This is a genomic window from Candidatus Thiodiazotropha sp. LNASS1 (assembly GCF_964212655.1).
In the GTDB taxonomy this organism is placed as follows: Bacteria; Pseudomonadota; Gammaproteobacteria; order Chromatiales; family Chromatiaceae; genus Thiodiazotropha.
Genome location: NZ_OZ156465.1, coordinates 1,861,343 through 1,886,476, shown reverse-complemented (window position 1 = coordinate 1,886,476; position 25,134 = coordinate 1,861,343). Strand labels below are relative to the sequence as shown.

Annotated in this window: 19 protein-coding genes; 9 read left to right on the top strand and 10 right to left on the bottom strand. The window is 51.5% G+C overall.

All coding sequences use genetic code 11. From position 1 onward, the window contains the following. Positions 1-428: 428 nt before the first annotated feature. Together nhaD (AB8516_RS08210) and nhaD (AB8516_RS08205) are read right to left on the bottom strand one after the other, a co-directional pair. Positions 429-1,868 carry a sodium:proton antiporter NhaD gene (gene nhaD, locus AB8516_RS08210; RefSeq protein WP_369159726.1) on the bottom strand — a complete coding sequence of 480 codons (1,440 nt, stop codon included), beginning with the start codon at positions 1,866-1,868 and terminating at the stop codon, positions 429-431. A 110-nt stretch (positions 1,869-1,978) separates the two neighbouring features. Beyond that, entirely contained in the window at positions 1,979-3,454 is a 1,476-nt protein-coding gene (nhaD, locus tag AB8516_RS08205; RefSeq protein ID WP_369159724.1) for a sodium:proton antiporter NhaD, read from the bottom strand. Between the two features lie 302 nt (positions 3,455-3,756). Between nhaD (AB8516_RS08205) and AB8516_RS08200 the strand changes: the two genes are divergently transcribed. From AB8516_RS08200 to AB8516_RS08190, 3 genes are all read left to right on the top strand, one after another. Next, entirely contained in the window at positions 3,757-4,419 is a 663-nt protein-coding gene (locus AB8516_RS08200) for a hypothetical protein (protein WP_369159722.1), read from the top strand. Between the two features lie 254 nt (positions 4,420-4,673). Further along, entirely contained in the window at positions 4,674-5,420 is a 747-nt protein-coding gene (locus AB8516_RS08195; RefSeq protein WP_108292744.1) for an exopolysaccharide biosynthesis polyprenyl glycosylphosphotransferase, read from the top strand. A gap of 102 nt (positions 5,421-5,522) precedes the next feature. Then, a complete protein-coding gene (locus AB8516_RS08190) occupies positions 5,523-5,966 on the top strand; it encodes a hypothetical protein (protein ID WP_369159720.1) in 444 nt (147 codons plus the stop codon). 49 nt (positions 5,967-6,015) lie between these two features. On the opposite strand, the gene AB8516_RS08185 is transcribed toward AB8516_RS08190, so the two are convergent. After that, complete coding sequence (locus AB8516_RS08185) at positions 6,016-8,169, bottom strand: CHASE2 domain-containing protein (protein ID WP_369159718.1); 2,154 nt, start codon at positions 8,167-8,169, stop codon at positions 6,016-6,018. A 231-nt stretch (positions 8,170-8,400) separates the two neighbouring features. On the opposite strand from AB8516_RS08185, the gene AB8516_RS08180 reads away from it, so the two are divergent. Continuing rightward, positions 8,401-9,045 carry a Crp/Fnr family transcriptional regulator gene (locus AB8516_RS08180; RefSeq protein ID WP_108292738.1) on the top strand — a complete coding sequence of 215 codons (645 nt, stop codon included), beginning with the start codon at positions 8,401-8,403 and terminating at the stop codon, positions 9,043-9,045. A 177-nt stretch (positions 9,046-9,222) separates the two neighbouring features. Next, complete coding sequence (locus AB8516_RS08175; RefSeq protein ID WP_369159716.1) at positions 9,223-11,352, top strand: C25 family cysteine peptidase; 2,130 nt, start codon at positions 9,223-9,225, stop codon at positions 11,350-11,352. A gap of 569 nt (positions 11,353-11,921) precedes the next feature. On the opposite strand, the gene AB8516_RS08170 is transcribed toward AB8516_RS08175, so the two are convergent. From AB8516_RS08170 to AB8516_RS08150, 5 genes are read right to left on the bottom strand one after another with little or no spacing between them, the layout of a single operon-like run. Continuing rightward, positions 11,922-13,319: an FAD-binding oxidoreductase gene (locus AB8516_RS08170; RefSeq protein ID WP_369159714.1), complete on the bottom strand. Its 1,398-nt coding sequence runs from the start codon at positions 13,317-13,319 to the stop codon at positions 11,922-11,924. Between the two features lie 3 nt (positions 13,320-13,322). After that, positions 13,323-13,904: a BON domain-containing protein gene (locus tag AB8516_RS08165; RefSeq protein ID WP_108292734.1), complete on the bottom strand. Its 582-nt coding sequence runs from the start codon at positions 13,902-13,904 to the stop codon at positions 13,323-13,325. Between the two features lie 46 nt (positions 13,905-13,950). Then, on the bottom strand, positions 13,951-14,538 hold the full coding sequence (locus tag AB8516_RS08160; protein WP_369159711.1) for a phosphoheptose isomerase: 588 nt from the start codon (positions 14,536-14,538) through the stop codon (positions 13,951-13,953). A 23-nt stretch (positions 14,539-14,561) separates the two neighbouring features. Continuing rightward, positions 14,562-14,924, bottom strand: a complete 363-nt coding sequence (locus AB8516_RS08155; RefSeq protein WP_369159709.1) for a YraN family protein — start codon at positions 14,922-14,924, stop codon at positions 14,562-14,564. Continuing rightward, positions 14,921-16,900, bottom strand: a complete 1,980-nt coding sequence (locus tag AB8516_RS08150; protein ID WP_369159707.1) for a penicillin-binding protein activator — start codon at positions 16,898-16,900, stop codon at positions 14,921-14,923. The genes AB8516_RS08155 and AB8516_RS08150 overlap by 4 nt, the downstream gene beginning before the upstream one ends. 51 nt (positions 16,901-16,951) lie before the next feature. Between AB8516_RS08150 and rsmI the strand changes: the two genes are divergently transcribed. Together rsmI and AB8516_RS08140 are read left to right on the top strand one after the other, a co-directional pair. After that, positions 16,952-17,794 carry a 16S rRNA (cytidine(1402)-2'-O)-methyltransferase gene (rsmI, locus tag AB8516_RS08145; RefSeq protein ID WP_369159705.1) on the top strand — a complete coding sequence of 281 codons (843 nt, stop codon included), beginning with the start codon at positions 16,952-16,954 and terminating at the stop codon, positions 17,792-17,794. Between the two features lie 81 nt (positions 17,795-17,875). After that, positions 17,876-18,496, top strand: a complete 621-nt coding sequence (locus tag AB8516_RS08140) for an outer membrane beta-barrel protein (RefSeq protein ID WP_108292724.1) — start codon at positions 17,876-17,878, stop codon at positions 18,494-18,496. A gap of 421 nt (positions 18,497-18,917) precedes the next feature. Here AB8516_RS08140 and AB8516_RS08135 read toward each other — a convergent pair whose 3' ends face one another. After that, entirely contained in the window at positions 18,918-19,361 is a 444-nt protein-coding gene (locus AB8516_RS08135; protein ID WP_108292722.1) for an Hsp20/alpha crystallin family protein, read from the bottom strand. A gap of 242 nt (positions 19,362-19,603) precedes the next feature. Further along, entirely contained in the window at positions 19,604-21,727 is a 2,124-nt protein-coding gene (locus tag AB8516_RS08130) for a YgiQ family radical SAM protein (RefSeq protein ID WP_369159702.1), read from the bottom strand. Between the two features lie 640 nt (positions 21,728-22,367). On the opposite strand from AB8516_RS08130, the gene AB8516_RS08125 reads away from it, so the two are divergent. Together AB8516_RS08125 and AB8516_RS08120 are read left to right on the top strand one after the other, a co-directional pair. Then, the gene (locus AB8516_RS08125) at positions 22,368-22,787 is read left to right on the top strand and encodes an OmpA family protein (RefSeq protein ID WP_369159700.1); all 420 of its coding nucleotides are present in this window, start codon (positions 22,368-22,370) and stop codon (positions 22,785-22,787) included. A 68-nt stretch (positions 22,788-22,855) separates the two neighbouring features. Next, complete coding sequence (locus AB8516_RS08120) at positions 22,856-25,126, top strand: ankyrin repeat domain-containing protein (protein ID WP_369159698.1); 2,271 nt, start codon at positions 22,856-22,858, stop codon at positions 25,124-25,126. The last annotated feature ends 8 nt before the right edge of the window (positions 25,127-25,134 follow it).

Genomic DNA, 25,134 nt, shown 5'->3' with positions numbered 1-25,134 from the left:
ATTCATTATATTGTGCTGTCCGGTAGGCCTCTATAGAGGCTGTATTGTTCTCATCGGACTAGGTTATGGGTAAAAAATTGGTGCCAACTATAACACGGAGATGTCCGATTTCCAGTGACAATGGATCCCGTATTTCGAATCATCGGCACAACAGGGAGGGCCGGCTGGCCGGATTCTGTTTTACCCACACAGAATGCTGCATTGCGCAATTACACAGATGCGGGTATGGCACGAACAGGTACCTGGTCAGGGATGGTTGGTGATCTCGGGCGGTCGCTGGGACAGATGTAAAATAACTCTTAAAATCAAATAAATATTAAAGTATTTTGGATCGGTTGGTTTTCGTTGATGCCCCTTTAGTAGTCTCTTTTTTCGCAGCCTGAAACGGCTTCCTCAGCGGCGCAATGGGGTCGGAATACCATTACCTTTCAGAACAAATTGGCATTGAGCCAGAGGTGAACGAGGATACCGGCGAAAAAACCCAGTGCGATTGCCGGAGTCCAGCGCAGGTGGGTGAAAAATGTGTACTTTCCCTTTGCCTGACCCATTAAGGCTACCCCGGCCGCTGATCCAATCGACAGCAGACTGCCACCGATACCGGCGGTGAGTGTGACCAGTAGCCATTGACCGAGCGACATTTCCGGTCGCATGTTGAGTACTATTGACATGGTGGGGATGTTTTCGAGCACGGAGGAGGCGATACCAATGGAGATGTTGGCCATCGTTGCGCCCCACTGAATGTAGAGCAATTCGGAGACCAGCGTCAGATAGCCGAGATAACCCAGGCCGCTGACACAGAGAATGACGCCATATAGAAAAAGCAGTGTGTCCCATTCTGATCTGGCGACGCGCAAAAATACATCGAAGGGCTGTCTGCTCTCGACGACTATGGAGAAATCGGGTGATTCAGTGGTTGTGATCCTCTCTTCACTGGGTTGATGGGTTTTTTTGAGAAAGTAGCCGAAAAACTGCAGATAGGAGAGCCCGGTCATCACACCGATAGTGGCGGGAAGCAACAGTTGGCCCTGGAAAAAGACTGCGGTTGCGATCGTCAACAGGAATAACCCCATGATGCGTTTTGCACCACGTCGCATGGGTATCTGTTCCTGCCTGCTTGAGAGGTGACCTTCGGGGAGTGCGAAATGCATGATCGCCGCAGGTACGAGGTAGCTGACCAGGGAGGGTAAAAACAGCGAGAAGAATGAAAAAAAGTCCACCCGTCCGCTAGTGCTGATAATATCCTGCTGCCATACCATCAGGGTGGTGATGTCGCCAAATGGGCTGAAGGCGCCACCCGAATTGGAGGCGATCACGACATTGACGCAGGAGAGTGTCACAAATCGTTGGTTGTCCCGCTCCAAATTCAGAACCACAGCGCCCATCAGCAATGCAGTTGACAGGTTGTCGAGAAAGGGGGACAGGAAAAAGGTTGTGATACCGATCGTCCAGAAGAGATGTTTATAGCTGTATTTGCGGTTGGCGACCCAGGTGCGCAGTGACAGAAATACGCGTCGTTCAGCCAGGGCGTTGATATAGGTCATCACCACCAGAATGAACAGCATTAACTCGAAATACTGCAGAAGACTATGCCTGAGCGCATGTTCGGCTTCATGCCCGCCGGTATATTGATGGGAATGCCAGCCGATCATGCCCCAGATAATCCCTGCTGCAAACAGCATGGGTTTAGACTTGCGCAGCTCTATGAACTCTTCAAGGGTGACCGCTATCAGGGCAAGTACAAAGACCGTCAGACTGAGATAGCCCACCCAGTGGGTGCTCATACTGTCGCCACTGGCCGACATGGGATCCGCCAGAGCCAGACTGGGGAGAGCGCAGAAAAGGGCTAGCGAAACTGTCAGTCTCTTCATGTATGCTTTTGGACTACGATCTATTGATTAAGCGGTACTACCTGTTTCTAGCCGTTTTTACGTTATCCAAGCTGATTGTTATGTTGGGACTGACAGCCGTCGTGTCTGATTCAGAAGCTACCCGAGTTGATCCACAGATGGACCACAATGCTGGCGGCATATCCGAGCGCAATTACCGGTGCCCATTTAAGATGGCCGAAAAAGGTGTACTTTCCACGTGCCTGCCCCATCAGGGCGACACCGGCAGCAGAGCCGATCGAGAGCATCGAGCCGCCTACGCCCGCGGTGAGCGTAACCAGCAGCCACTGACCCATGGACATATCGGGCATCATGGTCAGAACCGCGAACATTACCGGGATATTGTCGACAATTGCTGAGAGTATGCCAACCATAATGTTTGCAGGTGTTGCATTCATCGCCGGGGTCAGCTCCATTGCCGCACCCCACTGGGTGTACATCATTTCGGAAACCACCGCGAGATAGCCGATAAAGCCAAGACCGCCCACACAAAGTACCACGCCATAGAAAAAGAGCAGGGTATCCCATTCGGCGCGGGCCACCTTATTGAAGACATCGAACGAGACCATGTCGCCCATCTGTCCGTCATGCTCCATCTCGATCCGGTCCTCATTGCTCAATTGCGGATGATCCAGGTGAAAGGTCTTTTTCAGGTAGAAGCCGAAGAACTGGAGGTAGGCCAAGCCGGTCAACATACCGATCACGGGCGGCATGCCGAGGAAGTTGTGAAAGCTGACCGCGGTAACGATGGTTGCCAGGAAAAAGACCATGATACGCTTGGCGCCACGTTTCAACTCGACATCTTCACCACCGCCTTGGGGTTTCTCATCAGGTACCGCAAAATGCATGATTGCGGCCGGTATCAGCCAGTTTACCAGTGACGGGACAAACAGGGCGAAGAATGCCCAGAAATCGACGGGACCCTGGGGGGTGGTGACCGATTTCTGCCATACCATCAGAGTGGTGATGTCGCCAAATGGGCTGAAGGCGCCACCGGCATTCGCCGCGACCACGATGTTGATGCAGGCCAGGAGCACGAATTTCGTGTTGCTACCGCCCACCGCAAGAACTACCGCGCACATCAGCAGTGCGGTGGTGAGGTTGTCGGCAACAGGGGATATAAAAAAGGCGAGCACACCGGTTATCCAAAAGAGTTTACGGAAACCGAAGCCTTTGCTGACCAGCCAGGAACGTAGTTTTTCGAATACGTTCCGCTCGTCCATGGCGTTTATGTAGGTCATTGCCACCAATAGGAAAAGCATCAATTCTGCATATTCAAGAAGATTATGGCGTACCATCTCTTCCGCCGTGTGGGGAAGGCCGTGTGTGTTGTAGTACCAGGCAATCAATCCCCAGATCAAGCCGGCGGCCAGGATTACCGGTTTGGATTTCCTTAGATGAGTGAACTCCTCAGCCATCACCAGCAGGTAAGCAACTGTAAAAATACCGATAGCGGTGAAACCGACCCAGTGGTTGGTCAGGTCGAAACGGTCCCCTCCGGATGATGCCGCAGCGAATGCAGCGGATGGCAGGAGAAGGGAGATAAGTACGGTTGCGATAAGTCTCACTGATGCACCCCAAAAATTTGATTATTGTCGGCCGCTATTTGTCACAAACCTCGAATTCTCTGTGATGGCCGCTGGCGGGTCAACTGTTTCCCTTGCAGATGGGCATAAATATGCCAAATCCAATATATATTTGCCTGCTTTGATTGGCTCCGTCGTGTTTTTCCAGGTAGGAGCTGAAATGGACCGGACGATTGTCAAGTGAATAAGTCACACCCTGCGGTGGTGTCATGTCATATGAGAAGCCGTTTAAGAAGTGAAATAGTGTTCCGCAGAGGGTGAAGTGTCGGATTGAGGACCTGCTGATGGATCACATGGAGCCGAAAGATGCCTGCGGAGAAAACAGCTTAAATGAGCTGATATTGACAAGAAATGTCCTTTTGGCAAACCTTTTTGCCGGCAAACTGGCACCCAGAGAGGTATTGCGGGTTGCTAGGAGATATTCAACCGTCACCCACTGGGAGGAGTTGCTGTGTGTAGCGTTCAACCCGAGTGATTCACGGCTGATGGCAGTGGTCAGTATTCGTCAGTCGGATGGCTACAGCGGGATACTGCGGCGTCACGGCTCAATCGAATATGTCAGGTTTTTTATCGATTGGGGCGATGGAGATGGGCTGCAGGTGGCTGGGCTGAGCCACTTCAAAGTGTGCGACGCGATTGATGAGGGGATCAAGCGGCAACTTCCGGTCTATCATCTTGTCTCCTGTGGATTCGAGACCGCTCGCTACAACCGTGCCATCAGACATGGTGCTCAGCCTAGAGTGAGGGCTGTGCTGTCATGGAACCAAGTACCAGACCTGGATGCTGAATTTATACCTGTATTCGGTAACCAGGTCGATTCACATATCAGCATCGACTCCGATCAAGAGTTGACCTCGCTGTTCAGCATTGCCGAGGATCTGTCGGAAAAAGCCATGTTGCACTTAGGATCCAGGCAACCGTACGCTCAAGCAGCGGGTGCCCAGTGAGCGTAAATCCCTGCCCAATTCCATGATATCTCCAGACTAATACAAAGAATGCATCGATGTGACAAGTAAAAAAGTCACATATTCCACGTGCTCCTTTCGATACTTACAAGCAGTCAGTATCTGAAATCATATTCCCATACAAGATCTTCGTGCCGCCCGTTATCGATAGGCCTTCAAATTACTGAGTAATGGAGATAGTGGCCGGGCTGCGAAGAAGATCAATAACAGAATAACTAGGAGTGAGGAGAACGACTATGAGCGGAGAATATGACTCTGTTTCCAGTGACTTCAACAACGACTATCAACTGGATCATATCAGTACTACCGATTCGCTGGGTGTTATCAACCCACTGGCTTCGATCAGGGATTATCTGGTTTTCAATCAATTGGTCGTTTCCAGGGCTGCGACGCACGAGATACCCGGAAAAAGACAGTTCGATATCGTCATGAGTGTACTGATGCTTGTGCTCATGAGTCCGGTCATGCTTACTACCATGACGCTGATTTGGCTGAGCACATTAGGGCGTGAACCTGTCTTCTATCGTCAGCTTCGTGTCGGTTACAGGGGACGCGAATTCTATATTCTGAAATTCAGGAGCATGCGGGTCGATGCGGAGAAGTCAGGACCACAGATGGCGAGCGTTAACGATGTGCGCGTAACACGTATCGGTCGGGTATTGCGCAGCACGCGCATTGATGAGCTGCCGCAACTGTTGAATGTGTTGAAAGGCGAGATGAGTCTGGTTGGACCTCGGCCGGAGAGACCCGAGTTTGTTTCGCGTTTTCAAAAACAGATCAACGGTTATGCACTCAGGCATCAGGTAAAACCGGGTATCACCGGCTGGGCCCAAGTACGATATCCCTATGGTGAGACAGTCGATGACGCCGCGAACAAGCTCTATTACGACCTCAGTTACATTCGTCGTAACAGTCTGTGGATGGATATCCTGATTCTTTTTCAAACCATTCCTGTGGTATTGACCGGGCATGGAGCACGCTAGTGGCTGACGGTAACTGACTGCTGAGAAAGCTCTGATGTATTCGCAGTTTTCCCGACAATCCCGGATTGATGGGCTTTGATGACTAAATAGAGGTCATTAGTGATGTGGAAATCGAGTAACAGGTCATTGTGTATCGATGTACGCAGGAGTGTAGAGGTTCTATTATTGGGCTCCCTGGAGACGGTAGACGCACATATCCCCTACATAGCTATAGATGTGGATGAGTGGAGTGAATTCATGAAGTCCTACAGAAGCCAGTCAAACAGCGCATTTCTGCTGCGTGTCGATGAACTGGTGATAGAGCGTGGATTGAACAGGAGCACCATTGTCAGTCTCATGGCCTCATCGTATCACCAGGGAATCATGGCTGCTAATGTGCTGTCGGTTGCCGGGTATGAGAATGTAGTGGTCGAAGTTGGCAGGAAAAACCATTCCGCAATCTGTTCCGCTGCAAATGGGAAAAAACAGGATTCCAATGATGGGTATCATGCCCGATATGAATGGACCAACTCCATGAACAGGCAGGTAGGTGGCTGGGTGCATTAACGGTATCCGCCCCCGCACATTTTATTCTGTTAAGCTGCCTGGCGTGTAGCTAAACAAGGTTTTTTCGTGATTTCCTGCGTTCCCGGTACTGCTGTACGTAGTACATAGTTGGCCCGTCATCGGGGTGGTCGTTCAGGATCAGCTTGAATTTTTCATAAGCCGTACCCCGTTTACCATGCATCCATTCAGCCAATGCTTCAGCGAAATCTCCATGCAATTGACGTAACCTGGGTGTGGCTTCCGCACTCATCGTGGAAACCTCATGGATAGTGATGGAATGCTGTTTGCCGGCGACCGAGAATTGCCCCACTTCACGGGTTTCAATACCCTTGAGGCCATTCACTACCTCGCTTGAAGCGAGGATTGCCGTACCCAACAGCTTGTTGAGATTTTCGATACGTGATGTCGTGTTCACCATATCGCCTACAGCCCTGTATTCGAAATGGTCGATGGCGCCTACATGACTCATGACCAGTTCACCGGCGTGCAGACCTATGCGGGTGAAGAGCTTTGGTTCCAGGTCTGACTGTTGCAGGGAGCGATTGATCTCCAATGCTGCTTCGCAAGCCATTTGATGCTGTGACGGATCAGGTTCGGTCGAGGGCCAGATCGCCAGCATCGCATCACCCACCACATCTGAAACAACGCCATTTCTGGCTCTCACCGGCTTGAACAGGATTTTGTAATAGCGATTGAGATAAGTCTGCAGATCAACGGGTTCCATTTTTTCCGCAAACTGAGTGTAGTTCCGCGCATCGGTTGCCAGGCAGACGCCAAATGCAGAACTGGCTGCTGTCATCGGTTCCTTTTTTTGCTGTGCAAGGTGATCAATGACATCCCCGGGCAGATAGTATCCAAACAGCTCGCGCAAGCGCTCCCGACTGCTTCTCATCTGGCGATAGTGCCATGTCTGGCTCAGGATGAGCGATACTGGGGTTTGAATGACTAGCGGAACAAACCAGGGAAGCCAGATATGTTGTTGGCTGAAGAGATTGTAGACCAGGGTGAGATAGAGAATGGAGATGAATATGCCTGCGAGAATGCCGCGTATCCCTGGCAACCAGCGGAATAACAGTGTAATACCCAATCCATAGCCGAGTAACAACAGCACCAGGCCACCATTGTTCAATGGTGCGAGTGTCTCGGATGAAAGCAGGTTGGCGTAGGCAGTGGCGGCAATCTCCACGCCACTCAGGTCGAGGCCGTTCGGTTGCGAGAAGACGGTATAGAAACCATCCTTTTGTCTTGGCTGATAGGTGCCCGCATAGCCGATGAAAACAACCTTATCCCGGAGTTTTGCAAGTTCCTTCTGTGTGGCGGAAAGCGCATCGTGAATCGGAATGGTTTGAATACTCCCCGGAGGACCGTAGAAATTGAGATAGGGATGAGCATCGCCTGTATAGAGATTCAGTAACGCCTCGAGTCGCTGTCGCTGAAGGTTTGACAACTGCGACTGCCGCCCGTATGAGAAGGCATCAAGCAGGTTGGCTTGTAGGGTGGTATCGTCGCGAATCCGGCTAACAAGGTAAGTGTGCGACAGCCAGCTGTCTGGCGGATCTGATGCTTCACCTATGGACTGCAGTAATTTATTCAACTGGCTGCCATCCGGGTCAACGAACAGCTGCAGTGCCGCAGCTGGCAGTGAAATCAGTCTGTTTTCTCCGGTGAATGTCCAAAACCGACTGACTCTGACCGGTATTTTAGGCAGGACAAAAGGGGCGATACCGACAGCAGACTCGGCAAATCTTTCGGTTGGCGGTATCAGCCTTTCAATATGCACATTCAATTGCTCGTCTAAGACTCGCTGCTGCTCCAGGTAGGCCACCAATAGGACATTTCCGGCACGTTTTATAGCCTTGACCATCACCTCATCGTGACCTGTATCACGTGATTTCTTAAAGAAGATGTCGTAAGCGATCACCGCGACACCGGCTTCCGTCAGCCGTTCGATCAACTGGGCATGCAGAGAGCGGGGCCAGTCCGGAATCTCCTCACCCAATCCGAGCTGTTCTGCGGTCTGGCCATTGATCGAGATAATCACGACCTGCTCCGGGGCTGGGCGTTGTCCACGCATCTCAAATAACAGGCTTAAGCCAAAATTCTCCTCCCAAGTGGCACTGCCCGGTAAAAAATTGATGGCAATGCCAAGCATGCCGATGATCATGCCGAAGGCAGTTGAGCGTAGGAGCACTTCCCTATGCATTTGGTTTTTCCTGGTTTGATGAGACCGTCATCACCAGTTTGGAGGAGCTTCGCGTCGATTTCGAACTGGTATGTGGCATTTTTTCTGTTAAAGTCTTATAAGGTGTTTCTCGATGTGCTTTGCGATTGTCATGTAAGGATAAAGAGCGATTGCACAATATATTGTAGTAGGGTGTTTATTGAGCGTTTGTGCCCTGCAACTGTTTCAGAATAGAGAGTATATAATACGATTATGATTGAGAACGTCTCCATTTTTGAAGGTATGGCTCCAAGCGATCTGGCATTGATAGAACAGCGCATGGTTCGCCGGACCTACCCAAGAAATACCATTATTCTTTCTGAAGGGGATAATAGTGATTCACTCTACGTCATTCTGAGTGGTAGAGTGAAAGTTTATCTCAATGACGAAAATGGCAAAGAGGCGATCATCAACTATCAGGAAGCCGGCGAGTATTTCGGGGAACTCTCCCTGATAGATGATTACAAACGATCAGCTTCAATCATGACCATGGTCAAGTCAACCATGGCGATTATGTCCAAACAAGCATTCCACCAAGTCATGAAGAGCAATCCGGATATCGCCATTCATCTGTTGAAGGATATGGTGCACAGGGTGAGGACATTGACCAATGAGGTCAAGAGCCTGGCGTTATCGGATGTCTATGGACGGCTTAGCAAAACCCTTTTGAGCCTGGCAACAGAACGGGATGGTATATTGGTTATCGAAGGCCATGTCACCCAACAGGAACTGGCAAACCGGATTGGCGCTTCACGGGAAATGGTCTGCCGCATCTTCAAGGATCTGGTAAAAGGTGGATATATCACTACCGGTTCCAATCAGTTCACCATCAATAAGCAGCTGCCCGCACGCTACTGAGGCGTACTCCTGTCTTTACTCTTTGACTCCAATCACTGGCGCTAATAACGGTCTTCCCTGTTTGGATAAATAGGTCACAGCATGGTTGTGAATATTTCACAGCTAATGTGATGAGCGATCCTTAACCTATCGGTGTTGAGTGCTTATTCTCAACAATAAATGATAAGGAGTAAGGAGATGCAACAGATGAGTTTGAATATCGCTATAGGATTAGCGGTAGGCCTTTTTTCCAATCAGGTTTCTGCCGAGCTTACAAGGGTGGCGGATGTTTCACTGATTAAACCGATTGCACAATTGGCATCGGTTGAACCGAAACGTCAAACGGAGGAACGCCGCTGGATCGCTTTGGATGAGAGTCAGAAGCCTGGCACGTCAGCACAGATACGTACCGATGAACGAGAGTCGAATACCGGGCAAACGGTTTTTGATCTCACCATTCCCGGATTCTGGATGATCACCAAACAGGGGCCTGATGGCAAGGCGTATCAGAAGATCGAGATTCCGGGTATTGGCAGCCATAATCAGTTGGGTTCCCCTGATCTGCCTTCCTACCGTTTCAGTCTGGCTGTACCCTATCGCGAAGGGGAGGTTCGAATGGTTGGCAAACCACGGGATGTACATCGATTTGATGATATCCTGGTATGGCCACAACCGGTTCCTGAACTTGATGGGGAAAAGGAGACAGGAACTCCTGAACAGTTCATCATGGATGAAAAGGTCTATGCACTCAACAACGCATGGCCTGCGGGTTTTGCCCAGGAAAGCTATCGGATCGGCAGAGCATTGAGAGGCATACCCGCTATTCAGGGTGAGGCCTGGCCGGTACAGTGGAACCCCGCCACCCGGGAGTTGCAGGTGGCAAGTCGTATCACTTATAGAGTGGAACATGATGGCCGCGTGGAAGAGTTCGAACCCATCACCCAGGAGAGGGACCTGATGGCATCGAAAACCTTTCTCAATTGGCAATACCTTGAAGAAATATTCGTTCCGAATTTCCGGTTTTATACCGCTGATTTTCTCTTCATTTATCCGGACAGTTCCTATGCCGACGAGTTGAAGCCGCTGGTGGATCAGAAAAAGGCCCGAGGTTTTAAAGTGACGGAAATGAATGTCGCGGATGATATCGGTGCCTCAACCTGCAATGATATCCGCAACGCCATCAATTCCTGGGAGGCGGCCATACCGGGTTGGCGTGATGCCTATACATTGCTGGTGGGCGATACCGATACGATACCCCACTGCACATCGCCCGGGGGCGATCAGACCGATGATCTGTATGCCTCCACTGATGGCGATGATCTGAATGAAGAGATCTATTTGGGCAGGTTGTCGATAGACAGCGAAACGGATCTGGCCAATCAGGTGAATAAAATCCTCACCTATGAAGACTCTCCCAGTCTGTTCTGTTGTTATGACCGTGTCGGCCTGTGGGCGCACAAAGAGAATGCACCCGGAAAATACGAGGGTGCCCATGAAGCGGTAAGGACATTCGCCTATTCAGATGCACCCATCTTTGAAACATTCTACGGTTCCCAGGCGGGTGTGACCGATTCGGATGTGGCGAACCGTGTCGACAATGGAGTGGGTCTGATGGCTTATCGTGGCCATGGCAGTAAAGATGCCACCGCTACCAGCTGGAATCAGACCAGTCAGTATTTTAATGGCGGTGATGTCAACACTTTGTCGAATCCCTTGTCTCGCTCACCTGTGGTGTGGTCATTCGCCTGTACCAATTCCAAGCTGGATACCAGTGATGCCGTCGCTGAGGAGTGGATGGAATTGGCCAATGCCGGTGCCTCCTCCTATTACGGCGCCACTCGAACCTCGTACACTTCTCAAAACCATGTTCTGGATGAGTGGATGTTCAAGGCCGTCTATGATGAGGGATTATTGACCCAATCCCATGCCATCGAACGGGGAGAGGCGCAAATGGCGGCTTTAAGTGGATCGGATAACGCTTGGATGTATCTTCTGCTGGGTGATCCCGACATGAAGATTCGTACCAAGAACCCCTATCGGTTTGAATTGAAGATTCCTGAATTGATCGAGATTTGCAAGTTCTGCGAACTGCCGATACAAGTCTTCGACATAAAGGGCAATCCGGTCAGTAACGCCTTGGTCGGACTATGGAAACCCGGATCAAAAGATCGGCCGAACCAGCCGGGTGAGACATGGGTAAACGGCTATACCGACCACAACGGATATGTGTCGCTTCCTTACAGCGCGTTGACTGAGGGAGAGCTCTTCTACTCGGTCGAAGATGAATATGGCAACGCTGTTTTCGATAGAGTACAGGTTGTTAAATAGACCAAAAAAATAACTCGGCCTCCACTTTGGGTAGCACTCTCCGTGACAAGCGGAGAGTGTTTTTTTTTACTTTTTAACGATAATGCGTGGTTAGAATCCGGATGTAATGCCGAAGCATCTAACGCTATCCGTAAAACCTTCCCTGATTACCCGCCATTTTCAGTCGTCTTGTTTTGCCTGCTTCGCCCTCACTGAAGGCGTTATGAATGTAAGCCGCAAATGCTCGCAAATAGTTATAAATCCGCAAATGAACGCGAATAAACGCAAATCTATTTACTGGCTCACAACTAGGGTAGATTGGATGGACCCTATCCTACAGCTTGTGCAATACGACACTAGTGTGGACTGTCTCACAGTAACTTTTGGTTTAAACCGCTGAAATGGCACTTATTCGCGTCCACTTGCGGTCTATTCACAATAAGCGTTTATTTGCGGTTTGCTTCTAAAATTCACAATCACCCGATCGGTGGCTGAGTATTGTGGGTAATCAGAAAGCCTTTTAGAGGAGGGCGCTACCTTGCCGCACCCTACAGGGGATTGGGCGAATTTAGTTGGTTTTGGTAAACCCGCTATGCTTCAGAAACAGGGAAACCTACACCGGGGCTGAGTATCTGATGTGGATCGAATTGACGTTTGATGGCACGCATCAGATATAGCGAGGCGGAGTCGATCTCCCGATCCACAAACTGCCGTTTCACAATCCCGATGCCATGCTCACCGGACAGCGTTCCGCCCAAGTTCAGGACCAGATCGAAGAGGGATTTGAGGCAGTGTTCGCCCGCCGTGAGTTGTTGCGGATCATCCGGATCCAACAGCAGATTGACGTGGATATTCCCGTTCCCGGCATGACCGAAGTTGACAATGGTGATTCCACTCTCTTCTGAGAGATTCTGCAGCGACTCGATAAGCTCCGGAATACGAGAGACAGGTACAACCACATCTTCATTGATCTTTTTGGGGGCGATATTACGCAGTGCGGGTGATAGGGCCTTGCGGGTCTTCCATAGACGCGCTATCTCCTGTTGGGTTTCTGCGGTATGAATTTCAAGCAGGCCCTCCACACTTGCCGCTTTGGCCAGTTTGGCGGCTTCCTGTTTGATATTGTGTTCCGCGCCGTCGACCTCAATCATCAATAGTGCGCCGACCCGGCTGTCGAGATGCAGATCCGAGAACTCCCTGACCATCGCCAGTGCGGCCCCATCCATAAATTCCAATGCGCAGGGCGTCACCGGTTGACGCATGATTGAAGAGACTGCATTCGCTGCACTGTAAATATCCCTGTAGCTGGCCTGCAGGGTGGATTTGGTCTGTGGTTTTGGTGTCAGTTTGAGAATCGCCTCGGTAATGATTGCCAGTGTGCCTTCCGAACCGATCAACAGGCGGGTAAGGTCATAGCCGACCACCCCTTTGGTGGTTCTGACTCCGGTAGTGATTGTATCTCCACTGCCGGTCACAGCCTTCAGGCCAAGGGTATTTTCCCTCGGCGTGCCGTACTTTACTGCCCGAGGCCCGGCAGAGTTATACGCCAGATTGCCGCCGACGGTACAGACGGCCGCACTGGTCGGATCCGGTGGCCAGAAAAAGCCCTCTGCACCGACGTGCTCCTGTAACTGCCTGTTGGTTACGCCGGGCTCAACCCTTACCAGCCTGTTGTCCACGTCCAACTCAAGGATGCGGTTCATGCGCTCAAGAGAGAGGACAACGCCACCCTGCTGGGGCACAGTGGCTCCGGTTGTACCGGTTCCCTTACCCCTTGGGATCAGCGGAATCCGCTGTTGATGGCATAGCTTTGTGATGGCGGCAACCTGATCATGTTCCACGGCAAACAGCACCGCTTCCGGAGTCGCCTGAAGACGGCTGTTGTCATAGCCATAAGGCAGGCAGTCGCCGGGGTCGGTGAAAATCCCGTTATCACCGACGATCGCCTTTAATTGCCTTATCAGGCTGTTGTCGAGATGGGGTTTCAAGGGTCAGATATACTCGAAAACACGCACCACGCGACGAACGCCGCTGATATGACGAACCACGTCCGTGACCGCATCCGCCTCTTTTTTGGTGATCAGACCCAGCAGAAACACCGCTCCCCGTTCCGTGACCACTTTGACTCTGAGTGGATCGAAACCTGGAATCTGGACCTTTGCAAGCCTGACTTTAACCTCAGTGGTCAGGGCGGCGTCTCGGCTGTTCTCGACCAGGGTCGATGTGCTGCCGATCTCTATTTCGTTTACTACCCGGCGAACCCGGTCGACACTCGATGCCATCTGTTCGGCTTTGCTTCGAAGCGCTTGATCTGCTGCCTGGCCTGTCAGGAGTACAACCAGGTTATAGCTGGTGACATGGATGCTGCTCTGCTGTTTGAATCTCGAATCCTTGGACATCAGGTCGTAGATCTTAAGCTCGATACTTTGGTCCTCGACAATGGTCCCCGTGGTGCGTCTGTCATGGGCGACCGCTGCAGTGGCGGCGGCCCCTCCCACAACGGCTGCGGCACAGCCCTGCAGAATCAGTACGGTGATGCAGATAGTGAGCAGTGAAACGAAATTTTTATACATGACCTTCCTCTGTGTGTGAAAAGCTGAACATGTGGTTTGTTGTACATTAGCTGCCAAGTAACTGATGGTCCACGAGGTCGCAGAGGCAGTGAATAATCAAAAGGTGGGTCTCCTGAATTCGTGCTGTGACATCCGATGGAACGCGAATTTCGACATCCGCCGGGGCCAGGAGTTTCACAAGTCCGCCCCCATCACGTCCGGTCAGGGCGACAATGTTCATATCCCGTTCGTGAGCCGACGCTATTGCACGATTGACATTAGTGGAATTTCCACTGGTGGAAATCGCCAACAGAAGATCGTTCGGCTGACCGAGGGCCTCTATCTGGCGTGAGAAGACATTGGAGAAATCGGAGTCATTGGCGATCGAGGTCACTGTCGAACTGTCAGTGGTGAGTGCAATAGCTGGCAGGCCGGGACGATCCCGTTCATAGCGGTTGAGCATCTCTGAAGAGAAGTGCTGGGCGTCGCCGGCCGATCCACCATTGCCGCAACTGAGCACCTTGTTACCTTCAATCAGGCGGTTGAAGATCAGTTCCGCAGCATCGGCAATGGGTTGTGTCAGCATCGGCAGTGCATCGATCTTGGTTTGAATGCTCTGATTAAAGAGTATTTGTATTCGCTTGGTGTTGGTCATCTATTTGGCTGCACCTTATATGGCTACCAGGCTATCTGAATCGCATTTTTGATCCATTCCATAGGTGTGGATCCCGAACCGTTGAGCGCGACAATGTCAAAGCGGCAGGCGCTGTCTATGCGTTTCATCTGAAGATAACGGTTCGCAGTGGCGAGTAATTTACGCTGTTTGTTGGCTGTCACTGTCTCCAATGCACGACCAAAATCGTTAGATTGGCGAAAGCGGACTTCCACGAAGACCAATGTCCCGGCATCACGCATTACCAGGTCGATCTCGCCTGTTTTACAGCGAAAGTTACGCTCCTGAAGTCTAAGTCCCCGACTTTGCAGGAAATCAAGCGCCTGCTGTTCCGCCTGCTGTCCATATTCCAAATGTTTGGCAATCATTGCTGACTGCCTGGCGGGGACAGGCTGTAATCGGTGACCGGCGGCAGTGTATTATCAGTTGGTGGAGAATCAAGCGTGGCTTGGCTGCCGCTGTTGTATCGGTCCATGCGAGGGGCGTAGCCGCTGATTTTCGCCAAGCCCCCTTCCATGTCCGCCCATGCGAGAAGTCTGTGAAGCCGGTTTCCCTGATCCAGATAGAGTGTCCCACTTTTACCGCTGAACATCCGCCCCGGTTGAGTCTGTAGATGTTGTAGTTGAGTCAATAGGTTGTAGCTGTCTATGCCCATCGCAAAAAGTCTGGCATAGCGTCCCTTGACACCAGGCATGAGTTTTTCCAGATTGTTTCGGGATAGCGGCCCACCCTGGTCCTCATCAAATAACCATGGCGTATCGACAAAACTGATTTTACCCAGATCCATATCGAGTTCCGTCTGAGTCACACCGGTGTAGATATGGGATGTGGATAGGATCGGCAGGTTGCCGGCATGAAAGAATCTGAGTTGAGGGCGTATCTGTCTGGCTTTCTGCGGGCGAGCGGCGAGAAAGATAAAGTCAGCGTCCTTTCGTGCGCGGGATTCGGATTCCAGTTGACGCCCCAGCAGCTTTTTCAGGGCATGGGTTCGAGCTTCACTCTCATTGATATTGAGTAGCATTCGAATAGGAACGGAAAAGTCGTTCTCTTTAGCATTGTATTGTTGTTGTTCCATCACCTGTCCGCCCAGGGCTGACCAGCGCTCACGGAAACTCCTGGCGATGCGATCACCCCATTGTCCGCCCGGTGTCAGTACAAGGGCTGTCCTGTGACCTTCCAGCCAGGCACGCTCAGCAGCCTGTCGGGCCTCATCTTCGGGCGCAAGACCGAACTGAAACAGGTTGGTGTGGCTGAGTTCCGGATCATCGACTTGATTAAGCGCCAATACGGGGTAATCCAGATACTCCAGACTCAGTAACATCTTGACAGCATCCTTGTTGAGGGGGCCGACGATCATTTTCGCACCTTGCAAAATGGCCTGCTGATAGATGTGAAGGGTATCTTTCAACTCACTGCTGTCATAGAACTGCAAACTGGGTCTTTGCAGTGCTGGCTGCTGATACCAGGCCGCCATAAAACCATCTCGAACGGCCGCCGCCACCTTGGCATAGGGTCCGTTGCGGGGCAGCAGAATGGCTATATGGTCTTCACTGCTCAAACCCTGTTGCTCCAGGTATCCGGCGAGCAGGGACTGCAATGCTGGATGTTGGGGAAAGCGATCACGCCATGCCGCCAAATGAGCGCTCAGTTCTGTTGGATCGGTTGTCTGCAGTTTGATGATTTTGGCCAGTTCCATCCACCCGATCAACGTGGCAGGAGGCTGAGGCTGCAGCATGCTGAGCGCAGTATCGGTCATGCTCGACAGGGTTTGCACCAACAGCTGCTGAGATGCCAGGCGGGCCTCTTCGTCCTGCTCCAACAGCAGGTCGAGCACATCGAGTTCGCTCGCGCTTTCAAGCAGATTTCCCGACAGACGGAAAATCTCGGCCATATTTTTATGATAGTGCTGACGCAGAATAAGGGGCGCATCCTCCTCCGGCGCCGGCTCCATCAGGTCGAGTGCGGTTTCGATATCCCCCTCGGATACGGCGATTTCGGTGCGCAGCATGCGCCATTTGAGGACAAAGTCCGGGTCCCCATCAAAGGATTCAAGCTGCTCAACCAATATATGGCTCCTGGCCTTGTCGTCAGCCTTGAGCCAGTAGTCAGCCGCTTCCAGCAACAGCCATTCACGCTGGGGTGAGACGTTTTCATCAGCCAAGGATTCCAGTTGTTGCGCGGCACCGGCAAAATCACCGCTCTCCAGCATCAGGTCGATCTGAAGCCTGACATGTGCCGGTAGCTCCAGGGGCTCGGAGGGTGTGATCTTGGGTGCGGTGGTGCACCCCTGAAGCACGAGGAGCAATACGACAGGCAGCAGTTGAATGAGTCGGTCAATTTGCATGGTTTGATATCTGTGGCAGGATGGTGTGTCCATTCTACATCAGGAACAGTTGTGTCAAAGGGCGTACTTTACGTTGTTGCCACACCAATCGGCAATATTGAGGATATTTCACAGCGTGCGCTGGAAACGCTCAAGCAAGTCGACTTCATTGCCGCAGAGGATACACGACATACGCTGCCGTTGCTGAAGCACTACGGCATCAATACGCCGCTACGCGCCTTTCATCAATACAATGAACACGCCAAGCTGGAGATGATGTTACAGATTCTCGATGCCGGTCAGTCGATTGCACTGGTCTCCGATGCGGGTACACCGTTGATCAGTGATCCCGGCTTCCCATTGGTCAGGGAACTGATACAGCGAGGTGGTCGTGTTGTTCCAGTGCCGGGCGCAAGTGCGCTGATCTGTGCACTCTCGGCCTCCGGTCTTCCCACCGACCGGTTTATGTTTCTCGGTTTTCCACCACGGCAGACCCGCCAAAGGCTCGCTTGGCTGCAAACCTTTGCGGACGAGGTTTCCACCCTGGTGTTTTACGAATCGAGTCACCGTGTGGTCGATTCAGTCACCGCTATGTGCGAGGTGTTCGGAACCGTCAGGGAAGGGGTCATTGCCCGGGAATTGACCAAACTGCATGAAACCATTCTCAGGGGCAGTCTGGAGAGTCTTTTAGAGCAGCTGCAGCAGGATAGGGATCAGCAAAAAGGGGAATTTGTCATCCTGATCAGGGGCGCCACAGGCGGGGCCGGGGAGCGTATTGAGGTTGATATTGAGCAAATGCTGATCACACTGATGGCGGAACTACCTCTCAAACAGGCCGTCTCATTAGCATCCAGGGTATCAGGCATCAAAAAAAATATTCTGTATAAACAAGCACTTAAGATTTCAGGCGGCTAACTTGTGATGTGATACCAGGTAATTTTCACGTTTCTTAACAATAATTACCTGTGTGAAACGTCTAACCTTAATCTTGTCACCATGTACAGAGTCTCATTTTTAACAGTTTGGTTGCTGTTGGTCGCCAGTCCTTCGAGTCTGCTGGCCGCCAGTGGTCTTGAGTTCACACCCTTCACCGGACACCGCTTTGGCGGATCCTTTGAACTCGACAATCACAACAACCGGCTGGATATCGATAACACCACAGATTGGGGTTTTACCATCAGTCGGGCTGCCTCCGATTCAACCCGTTACGAATTTCTCTACAGCCACCAGGATTCGTCGCTGGCCGACACCACCGACCCGGATAACGCCTTCGGTCTGGATATCCATTATGTACACCTGGGAGGTACGGTGGATGTCTATTCCCTCGACTATTACGAGGAGAAGATCACCCCCTATATCACCGGTGGCCTCGGGATGACCTTCATGAATCCCTCTCACAGGGGGTATGATGACGAAACCCGTTTCTCTCTCAGTGTTGGCGGCGGCCTGAAATGGTATCCCACTGAGCGGCTTGGCATCCGTTTCGAGATGCGCGGCTACAGTACCCTGATCGACTCCAACGAGAGCCTGTTCTGCGATCCCGGCTGTAATCTGCAGATCGAGGGTGATGCCTTTCCGCAGTTCGAAACCAATCTGGGTTTGATCTTCAGCTTCTGACCTTTGCCGTCCTGACCATCCTAGGGCCTGTTAACACTAATCCAATACGCCCTGCTGGGGCTGTTTTCGTGCCCAGCAAGGCAGAATGAGCGTGGTGTAGTTATTCTACATGAGCGAATGATAACGCCGCTGGGGGCGAAAACAGCCCCAGCCCTTCGAGTTGTGCCTGAAAAAGCGCCACTCGGCGTTGCTCGTCATTCATTTGGAATAACCAAACTTCTCTCCTCGCGCCCCGAAGGAAGTGCCCTTGGGGTGCGCCTTGATTGGCGCTTTTTCAGGCACAACAGGGTGCATTGGATTAGTGTTAACAGGCCCTAGTAACCACCGTATCCGTGGATAGCACTTTTTACAGACTATAAAAAACCCTCTCTGTTGAGAGAGGGTATTAGATTAACTGCGCCGTTTACAAAGACTCAATGCCTTAATGGGTCACCTCGATACGTTTTGGCTGTTTTTCCTGGGTTTTCGGGATGATGACCTCGATCACACCATCCTTGCCGCTTGCCTCAACAGCCTCTGCGTCGGTGTTATCCGGCAGTGAGAAACGACGATAGAAGATACCATGGGAGCGTTCGATACGTCTGAAGTTCTCTCGCTCTTCGGTCTCTTCAAACTTACGCTCGCCGCGGATCGTCAATACACCATTCTCCATGGTGACCTCGATATCCTCCGGTTTAACGCCCGGAATATCGGCTCGAATGACATACCTGTTATCCTCTTCCTTGATATCAACCGCAGGTGCCCAATCGCCTCCTACTACGCGAGAGGTATCGTCATCTCGTTGCAGGAGCGGGTGGAACGCACGGTCTAATTCCTGACGCCAATCTTCCATTGTGCGCCATGGGTCATAACGTGTGATGTTCATGATTTACCTCCTTAAAAAACTACCCGTCCCTACTATGAATATGGTCCTGTCAGCCGCTTTTTTCAAGCCGGTTATGGAGTAAATTGTTACTCTGTTAGTATGTATTTAACATATTGTAAAATATATAAAAAAATGACATCGAAACCCGCTGTAGCGGAGCTGGGTCATGGCGATGAGGCAGCTGCTGAACACTACTTGCTTGTTACCGCACATCTCTACATGGGCCTGACGCTATAGTGTTTTCAATTGCGTCTTTGTCGGGCCTTTCTTTGGCCGATAATTCTGATTTTGCCCTTCATGCCTTTTGACCGGTTGGCGTGCCCCGGCCGGTTTTGTCGCTTAGGTTCCGATGCGCCATGTTCCGGATTTGGCTGCCATTTGGGGACGAGATGCCGCTTACCATTGCCGACCAGGTCATTGCGTCCCATGCGGGTCAGGGCATCACGTATCAAAGGCCAGTTTTTTGGGTCGTGATAACGCAGAAACGCCTTGTGCAGCCGGCGCTGTTTCAGTCCCCTTACCACATTCACGTTTGCGCTGCGTCGCGAGAGCTTCCGCAGTGGATTCTTACCGGTGTGGTACATGGCTGAGGCGATTGCCAGTGGTGTGGGCAGAAAGGCTTGAACCTGATCCGGTCTGAAGTTATTGGCTTTCAACCATAGGGCAAGATTCAGCATGTCTAGATCACTGCTGCCGGGGTGGGCAGCGATAAAGTAGGGGATCAGGTATTGCTCCTTGCCGGCCTGGGCTGAGTATTTATCAAACAGTTTTTTGAAGCGCTCATAGCTTCCGATCCCCGGTTTCATCATCATGCTCAAGGGAGAGGATTCGGTATGTTCCGGGGCGATTTTCAAATATCCCCCCACATGATGGGTGACCAGCTCGCGGATATATTCGGGAGAGCGTATCGCCAGGTCGTAGCGGAGTCCTGAGGCGATGAAGATACGCTTGATCCCCGGGAGTTTGCGGGTTCGCCGGTAGAGATCGATCAGTGGTTGATGGTTGGTATCGAGATTGCCACAGATATCGGGATAGACACAGGACAGGCGCCGACAGGCAGACTCGATGGATTTGTCCTGACAGGCCAAACGGTACATATTGGCGGTCGGTCCGCCGAGGTCCGAGATGTTGCCGGTGAATCCGGGGACTTGGTCGCGGATGGTCTCCACTTCACGCACCACCGAATCCTCTGAACGGCTCTGAATAATCCGGCCCTCATGTTCGGTGATGGAGCAAAAGGTACAGCCCCCGAAACAGCCACGCATGATGTTGACGGAATGCCGGATCATCTCCCAGGCCGGGTTGCGTGCTTCTCCGTAGCTGGGATGGGGCTTGCGGGTATAGGGGAGTTCATAAATCCTGTCCAGCTCCTCTGTGGTGAGCGGGATCGGCGGCGGATTGAGCCAGACATCCCGCTTTCCATGCTGTTGGGTCAGGGCGCGTGCATTGCCCGGATTGGTCTCCAGATGGAAAACCCGCGAGGCATGGGCGTAGATGACCTCATCCCGCGCAACCTGATCGTAAGAAGGGAGACGTATCACGGTACGCTCACGCGGGTGTCGCCGTGGTCTGGTATGGGGTGTGATCCTGACAGTCTTGCCGCATTCGGGTTCTGCCAGATAAGGGTCGGGATGATCGGCTTTCATGCCGGGTTCATCAAGCTGAGTGGAGTCGACCTCGATCCATCCATCCACCGCACCCCGGTGCATGAAGGCAGTGCCCCGAATATCCCGAATCTGATCGATCCCCTCACCAGCCGCCAGACGGTGTGCGAGTTCGACCAGAGCCCGCTCGGCATTGCCGTACAGCAGCAGATCGGCCTTTGAGTCGGGCAGAATCGATCGTCGTACCTTGTCTGACCAGTAATCGTAGTGGGCTATCCGGCGCAGACTGGCCTCGATACCGCCGATAACGACAGGTACGCCTTTGTATGCCTCCCGGGCGCGTTGCGCATAGACGATTACCGAACGATCCGGTCGTTTGCCCGCTTCCCCATTGGGTGTATAGGCATCATCGCTACGGATACGGCGATCGGCAGTGTAGCGATTGACCATGGAGTCCATATTGCCGGCGGTGATACCGAAAAAGAGGTTTGGCTTTCCTAGTCTGCGGAAGGCCTCGCCATTCTGCCAATCGGGCTGGGCAATGATGCCGACGCGAAAGCCCTGCGCCTCCAGCAGGCGCCCCACCAGGGCCATACCGAAGCTGGGATGATCCACATAGGCGTCGCCGGTGACGATGATGATGTCGCAGCTGTCCCAGCCGAGATCATCCATTTCCGCCCTGCTCATGGGCAGCACCGGAGAGATGCCGAAACGGGCGGCCCAGTAGGGGCGATAAGAGAAGATGTTTTTTGGCTGCGGCATAGCAGGTTGATTATACAGCCCTTGGAGTGATTTAGTGTCTATCGGTGTTATGTCGCCAGCAGATTGTGGCTACTGTACTGAGCGGTACCCAACTCTGTAATTGTTTCGAAGTGCCAATTGTCTTTTGTCTTGTGGGTATTATTGACTGTCAGTGTTTACGAAAAATTACATTTTTAAAGATCCATTGATCCACCGCCAATATCAAGGGGACTTACCATAAACCTTATTATGTTGCTTTCGGTGAATGGAGAGTTTGTGAGTATCTGGGTATGAGGAAGGCATATATTGCAATGGAACTCAGACTTAAACCCCGTTTTATGTGTGTTTCTATCAGATGTCACGAGTTAGGCATCAACAAATATTTGCCTGAACGACAAGTGCCCGAGCTGATTAATTTACAAAAATTCAAGATTCAATTGTTGTGCGATGACTTCTGTGGCCAAGTAAGGAGGAACGGCTAATAATGTAGTTTTATTCAGTCTATTATTGAGGCATGGAGTGAGTCGTCCGGTCGCCAGTTTATGCTACTGCCGTGTCTGTGAACCCCAGAGGGTTATCTATGAATAAGAGCAATAAAACAGTTTTTCTGTTCTGCGGCCTATTTCTGCTGTCTGGTTGTGCCAATCTGGAAAACCAAATCTTGGTAAAGGAAATTGAGGAATTCGAAGTAGAGGTTAAGCAAATCGACCGGGGTGTGGAGATCATCTTCCCTGAAGTATTGCTTTTCGAGTACAACAGTGATCGATTGAAACCGGAAGCCAAGACAAAGTTGCATAAGATTGCAGAGGTGATAAACCATGCCCAATATGCTCCGAGAAATATTGCTGTAGAAGGCCATGCCGACGCCATCGGTGGAGAGGATTTCAATCTTGCGCTTTCAAAGCGCCGTGCGCAAAGTGTGGCCCGTGCGCTGGTGTTCAGCGGTGTACTCAAAGAACGAATTGTGATTGCCTGGTTTGGCAAAAGCAGACCCATTGTCCCCAATACCAATCCAGACGGTTCCGATAACCCTCAAGGACGCAAGCGAAACAGGCGAGTGGAAGTCATTATCGAAAACTAGAGCGTATACGGAGTGTCATGGACATGAATTCTCACTCGGCAATTTCCTAGGTCGTAGATCTGCTTCAAATGTACCAGGAATACTTCAAATTGAGGCGGCGGCCGTTCAATATTACGCCCGATCCGGCATTTTATTACCTGACATTGCCGGTACGACAATCCCGTGACCGTATTTACGCTGCGATTCTGCAACAGGCACCTGTGATATTGCTTAGCGGTGCGCCAGGTACGGGTAAGACGGCGTTCCTGAAGCACCTGTTGGTTCATGATGAGGGTAACATTCAATGGGTGTTCATCGATAAGCCACAATTGCGCGCAGACGATTTGCTGATGTTGATTGGAGATGCATTTGGCGTCCCGCTAAAGAGTACTCTCTGCGATGAATATAACGTGCAAATCAGGAACCGAATGACAGCACTTGAAGGTCAGGGTGTACATCCTGTCATAATTCTCGATGAGGCCGATCATCTCGCTGACGATACCCTGGAGGAACTACTTGATTGGCATGCCTCAAACCGAATTCAGGGCGTCTCCTGCACCTTGATTTTGGCAGGACTTCCACAACTGGTGCAAAAGATCGGTGATATGGAGCACGTGCTTTTTACTCCTCCTTGGGGTGAACACATTACCCTGGAGCCATTCGATCATCAGGATATGTGCGCCGTGATTGCCCATTGTCTGAAAATCGCCGGACACGAAGCCCCAGGCCTATTCGACAGTCAGGCGTTGAAATCAATCTTCGCGCTATCCGAAGGTGTTCCACGGGTCATTAATCATATTTGCGATCTATGCCTGTTTTGCGCCGCAAATCTGAGCAAGCGGCAGGTAACCAGGGAAGTCGTCGAAGAGGTTTCCAGGTTCATATTGCTGGATGAAGATACGAGTATCCAGTTCGGTACCGAGACTGAGCCGTTACCTCAGTCAACGGATTCCGACATGCCGGTAATACCTCGGCATTCGATGAAACGCCATCCCGTTATTGAATGGCTGAGGGATGGTCTGCTGGCAGTTATTATTTTAGTCTGTGTATGGATGTTTTGGCTGCAAGAGAGTCCGGTGGAATCCAACAGGCTACCGTCTCAGGTTGCACTATCTGGATCACAGGCTGTCGATGGAGAAGATGATATGACATCTCTGTCTTCCGAATCGACACAGGGGGCAGGCTTAACCGATATTGTTCAAGCCGAATCCCCAGAAGAGACTGAATCAATCATCGAGCAGATTGATAAACAGACCCTTGCTGCCGATCGTCCCGGCCCAATGCTGTCCGACAGTGATAAGCAATCAGGGGTAAGCGAAAAAACGAGTCTGGACAAAGCGGATCAGCACACTTTGACGAACCAGGGTGAAACGGTACGACAGAGAAGGGCCGAGAAGGTCGTCACCGTGTCACAACTCGATCTGGCATTGGAAAAGCCGGTAATGAGTGAAACTGACAGCAGGATTGAAAGACAATTGTCATCAACGCCGACCCCTGTGTCTCTCCCGGAAGACGAACGATCGCACACAGATCAGGCACATCTGAAACCGGTTCAGTCAGAGCAGACCGAAGCCGAATCCTCGATAATCGACCTCCAGGTTAACGAGACGCTGGCGGAAACGGCCTCGAATAGTCGATTGAAAGACAAAGTATACCTTGCCGCTCCCCAGATTCAGAAGCCGGTTACAGCGATCGAAAAGACGTCAACAATCGCAGCGTTTGAAGAAATAACCACAAAGATGTCAGAAACTAAACCAATACACGGAATCGGATCACAGGCTGTCAACCGGCCCACAAGCGATGATTTGATAACTGCAATTAACAATGGTGATCGACAGGAAGTCCTGCAGCTTCTGCTTGCAGGCGCCCCTGTCGATAGTGTCAGCAGTAGTGGCGAAACCGCCCTCATGAAGGCAGCCTGGGTGGGGCGCCTGGATCTCGTTGATCTGTTAATCAGCAAGGCGCCACAAATCAACCAGCAGAGCCAGGAGGGGTGGACAGCCCTGTTTTATGCTGCTGTGAGAGGTCATCATCAAATTGTCAGCTCCCTGCTGAAAAACGGGGCGAAAGTGAATTTGGCCGATCTGGATGGAAATACTCCCTTAATGGCGGCTGCCTGGAATGGACACACACAAGTTGCAGAATTGTTACTGAATCAAGGTGTGGATCCTAATTGGAATAACCATGACGGCTGGTCACCTCTCATGTTTGCCGCCCTCGAGGGCCACATCGATATAGCACGACTTCTGATCCGCCACGGAGCTGATATTTCGCTGATCAGCCACGATGGAGAAACAAGCACTGATCTGGCTGCACAGCAGGGGCATACCCAATTGGTATCCCTGTTGGCCCGTGAATAAAAGTCACA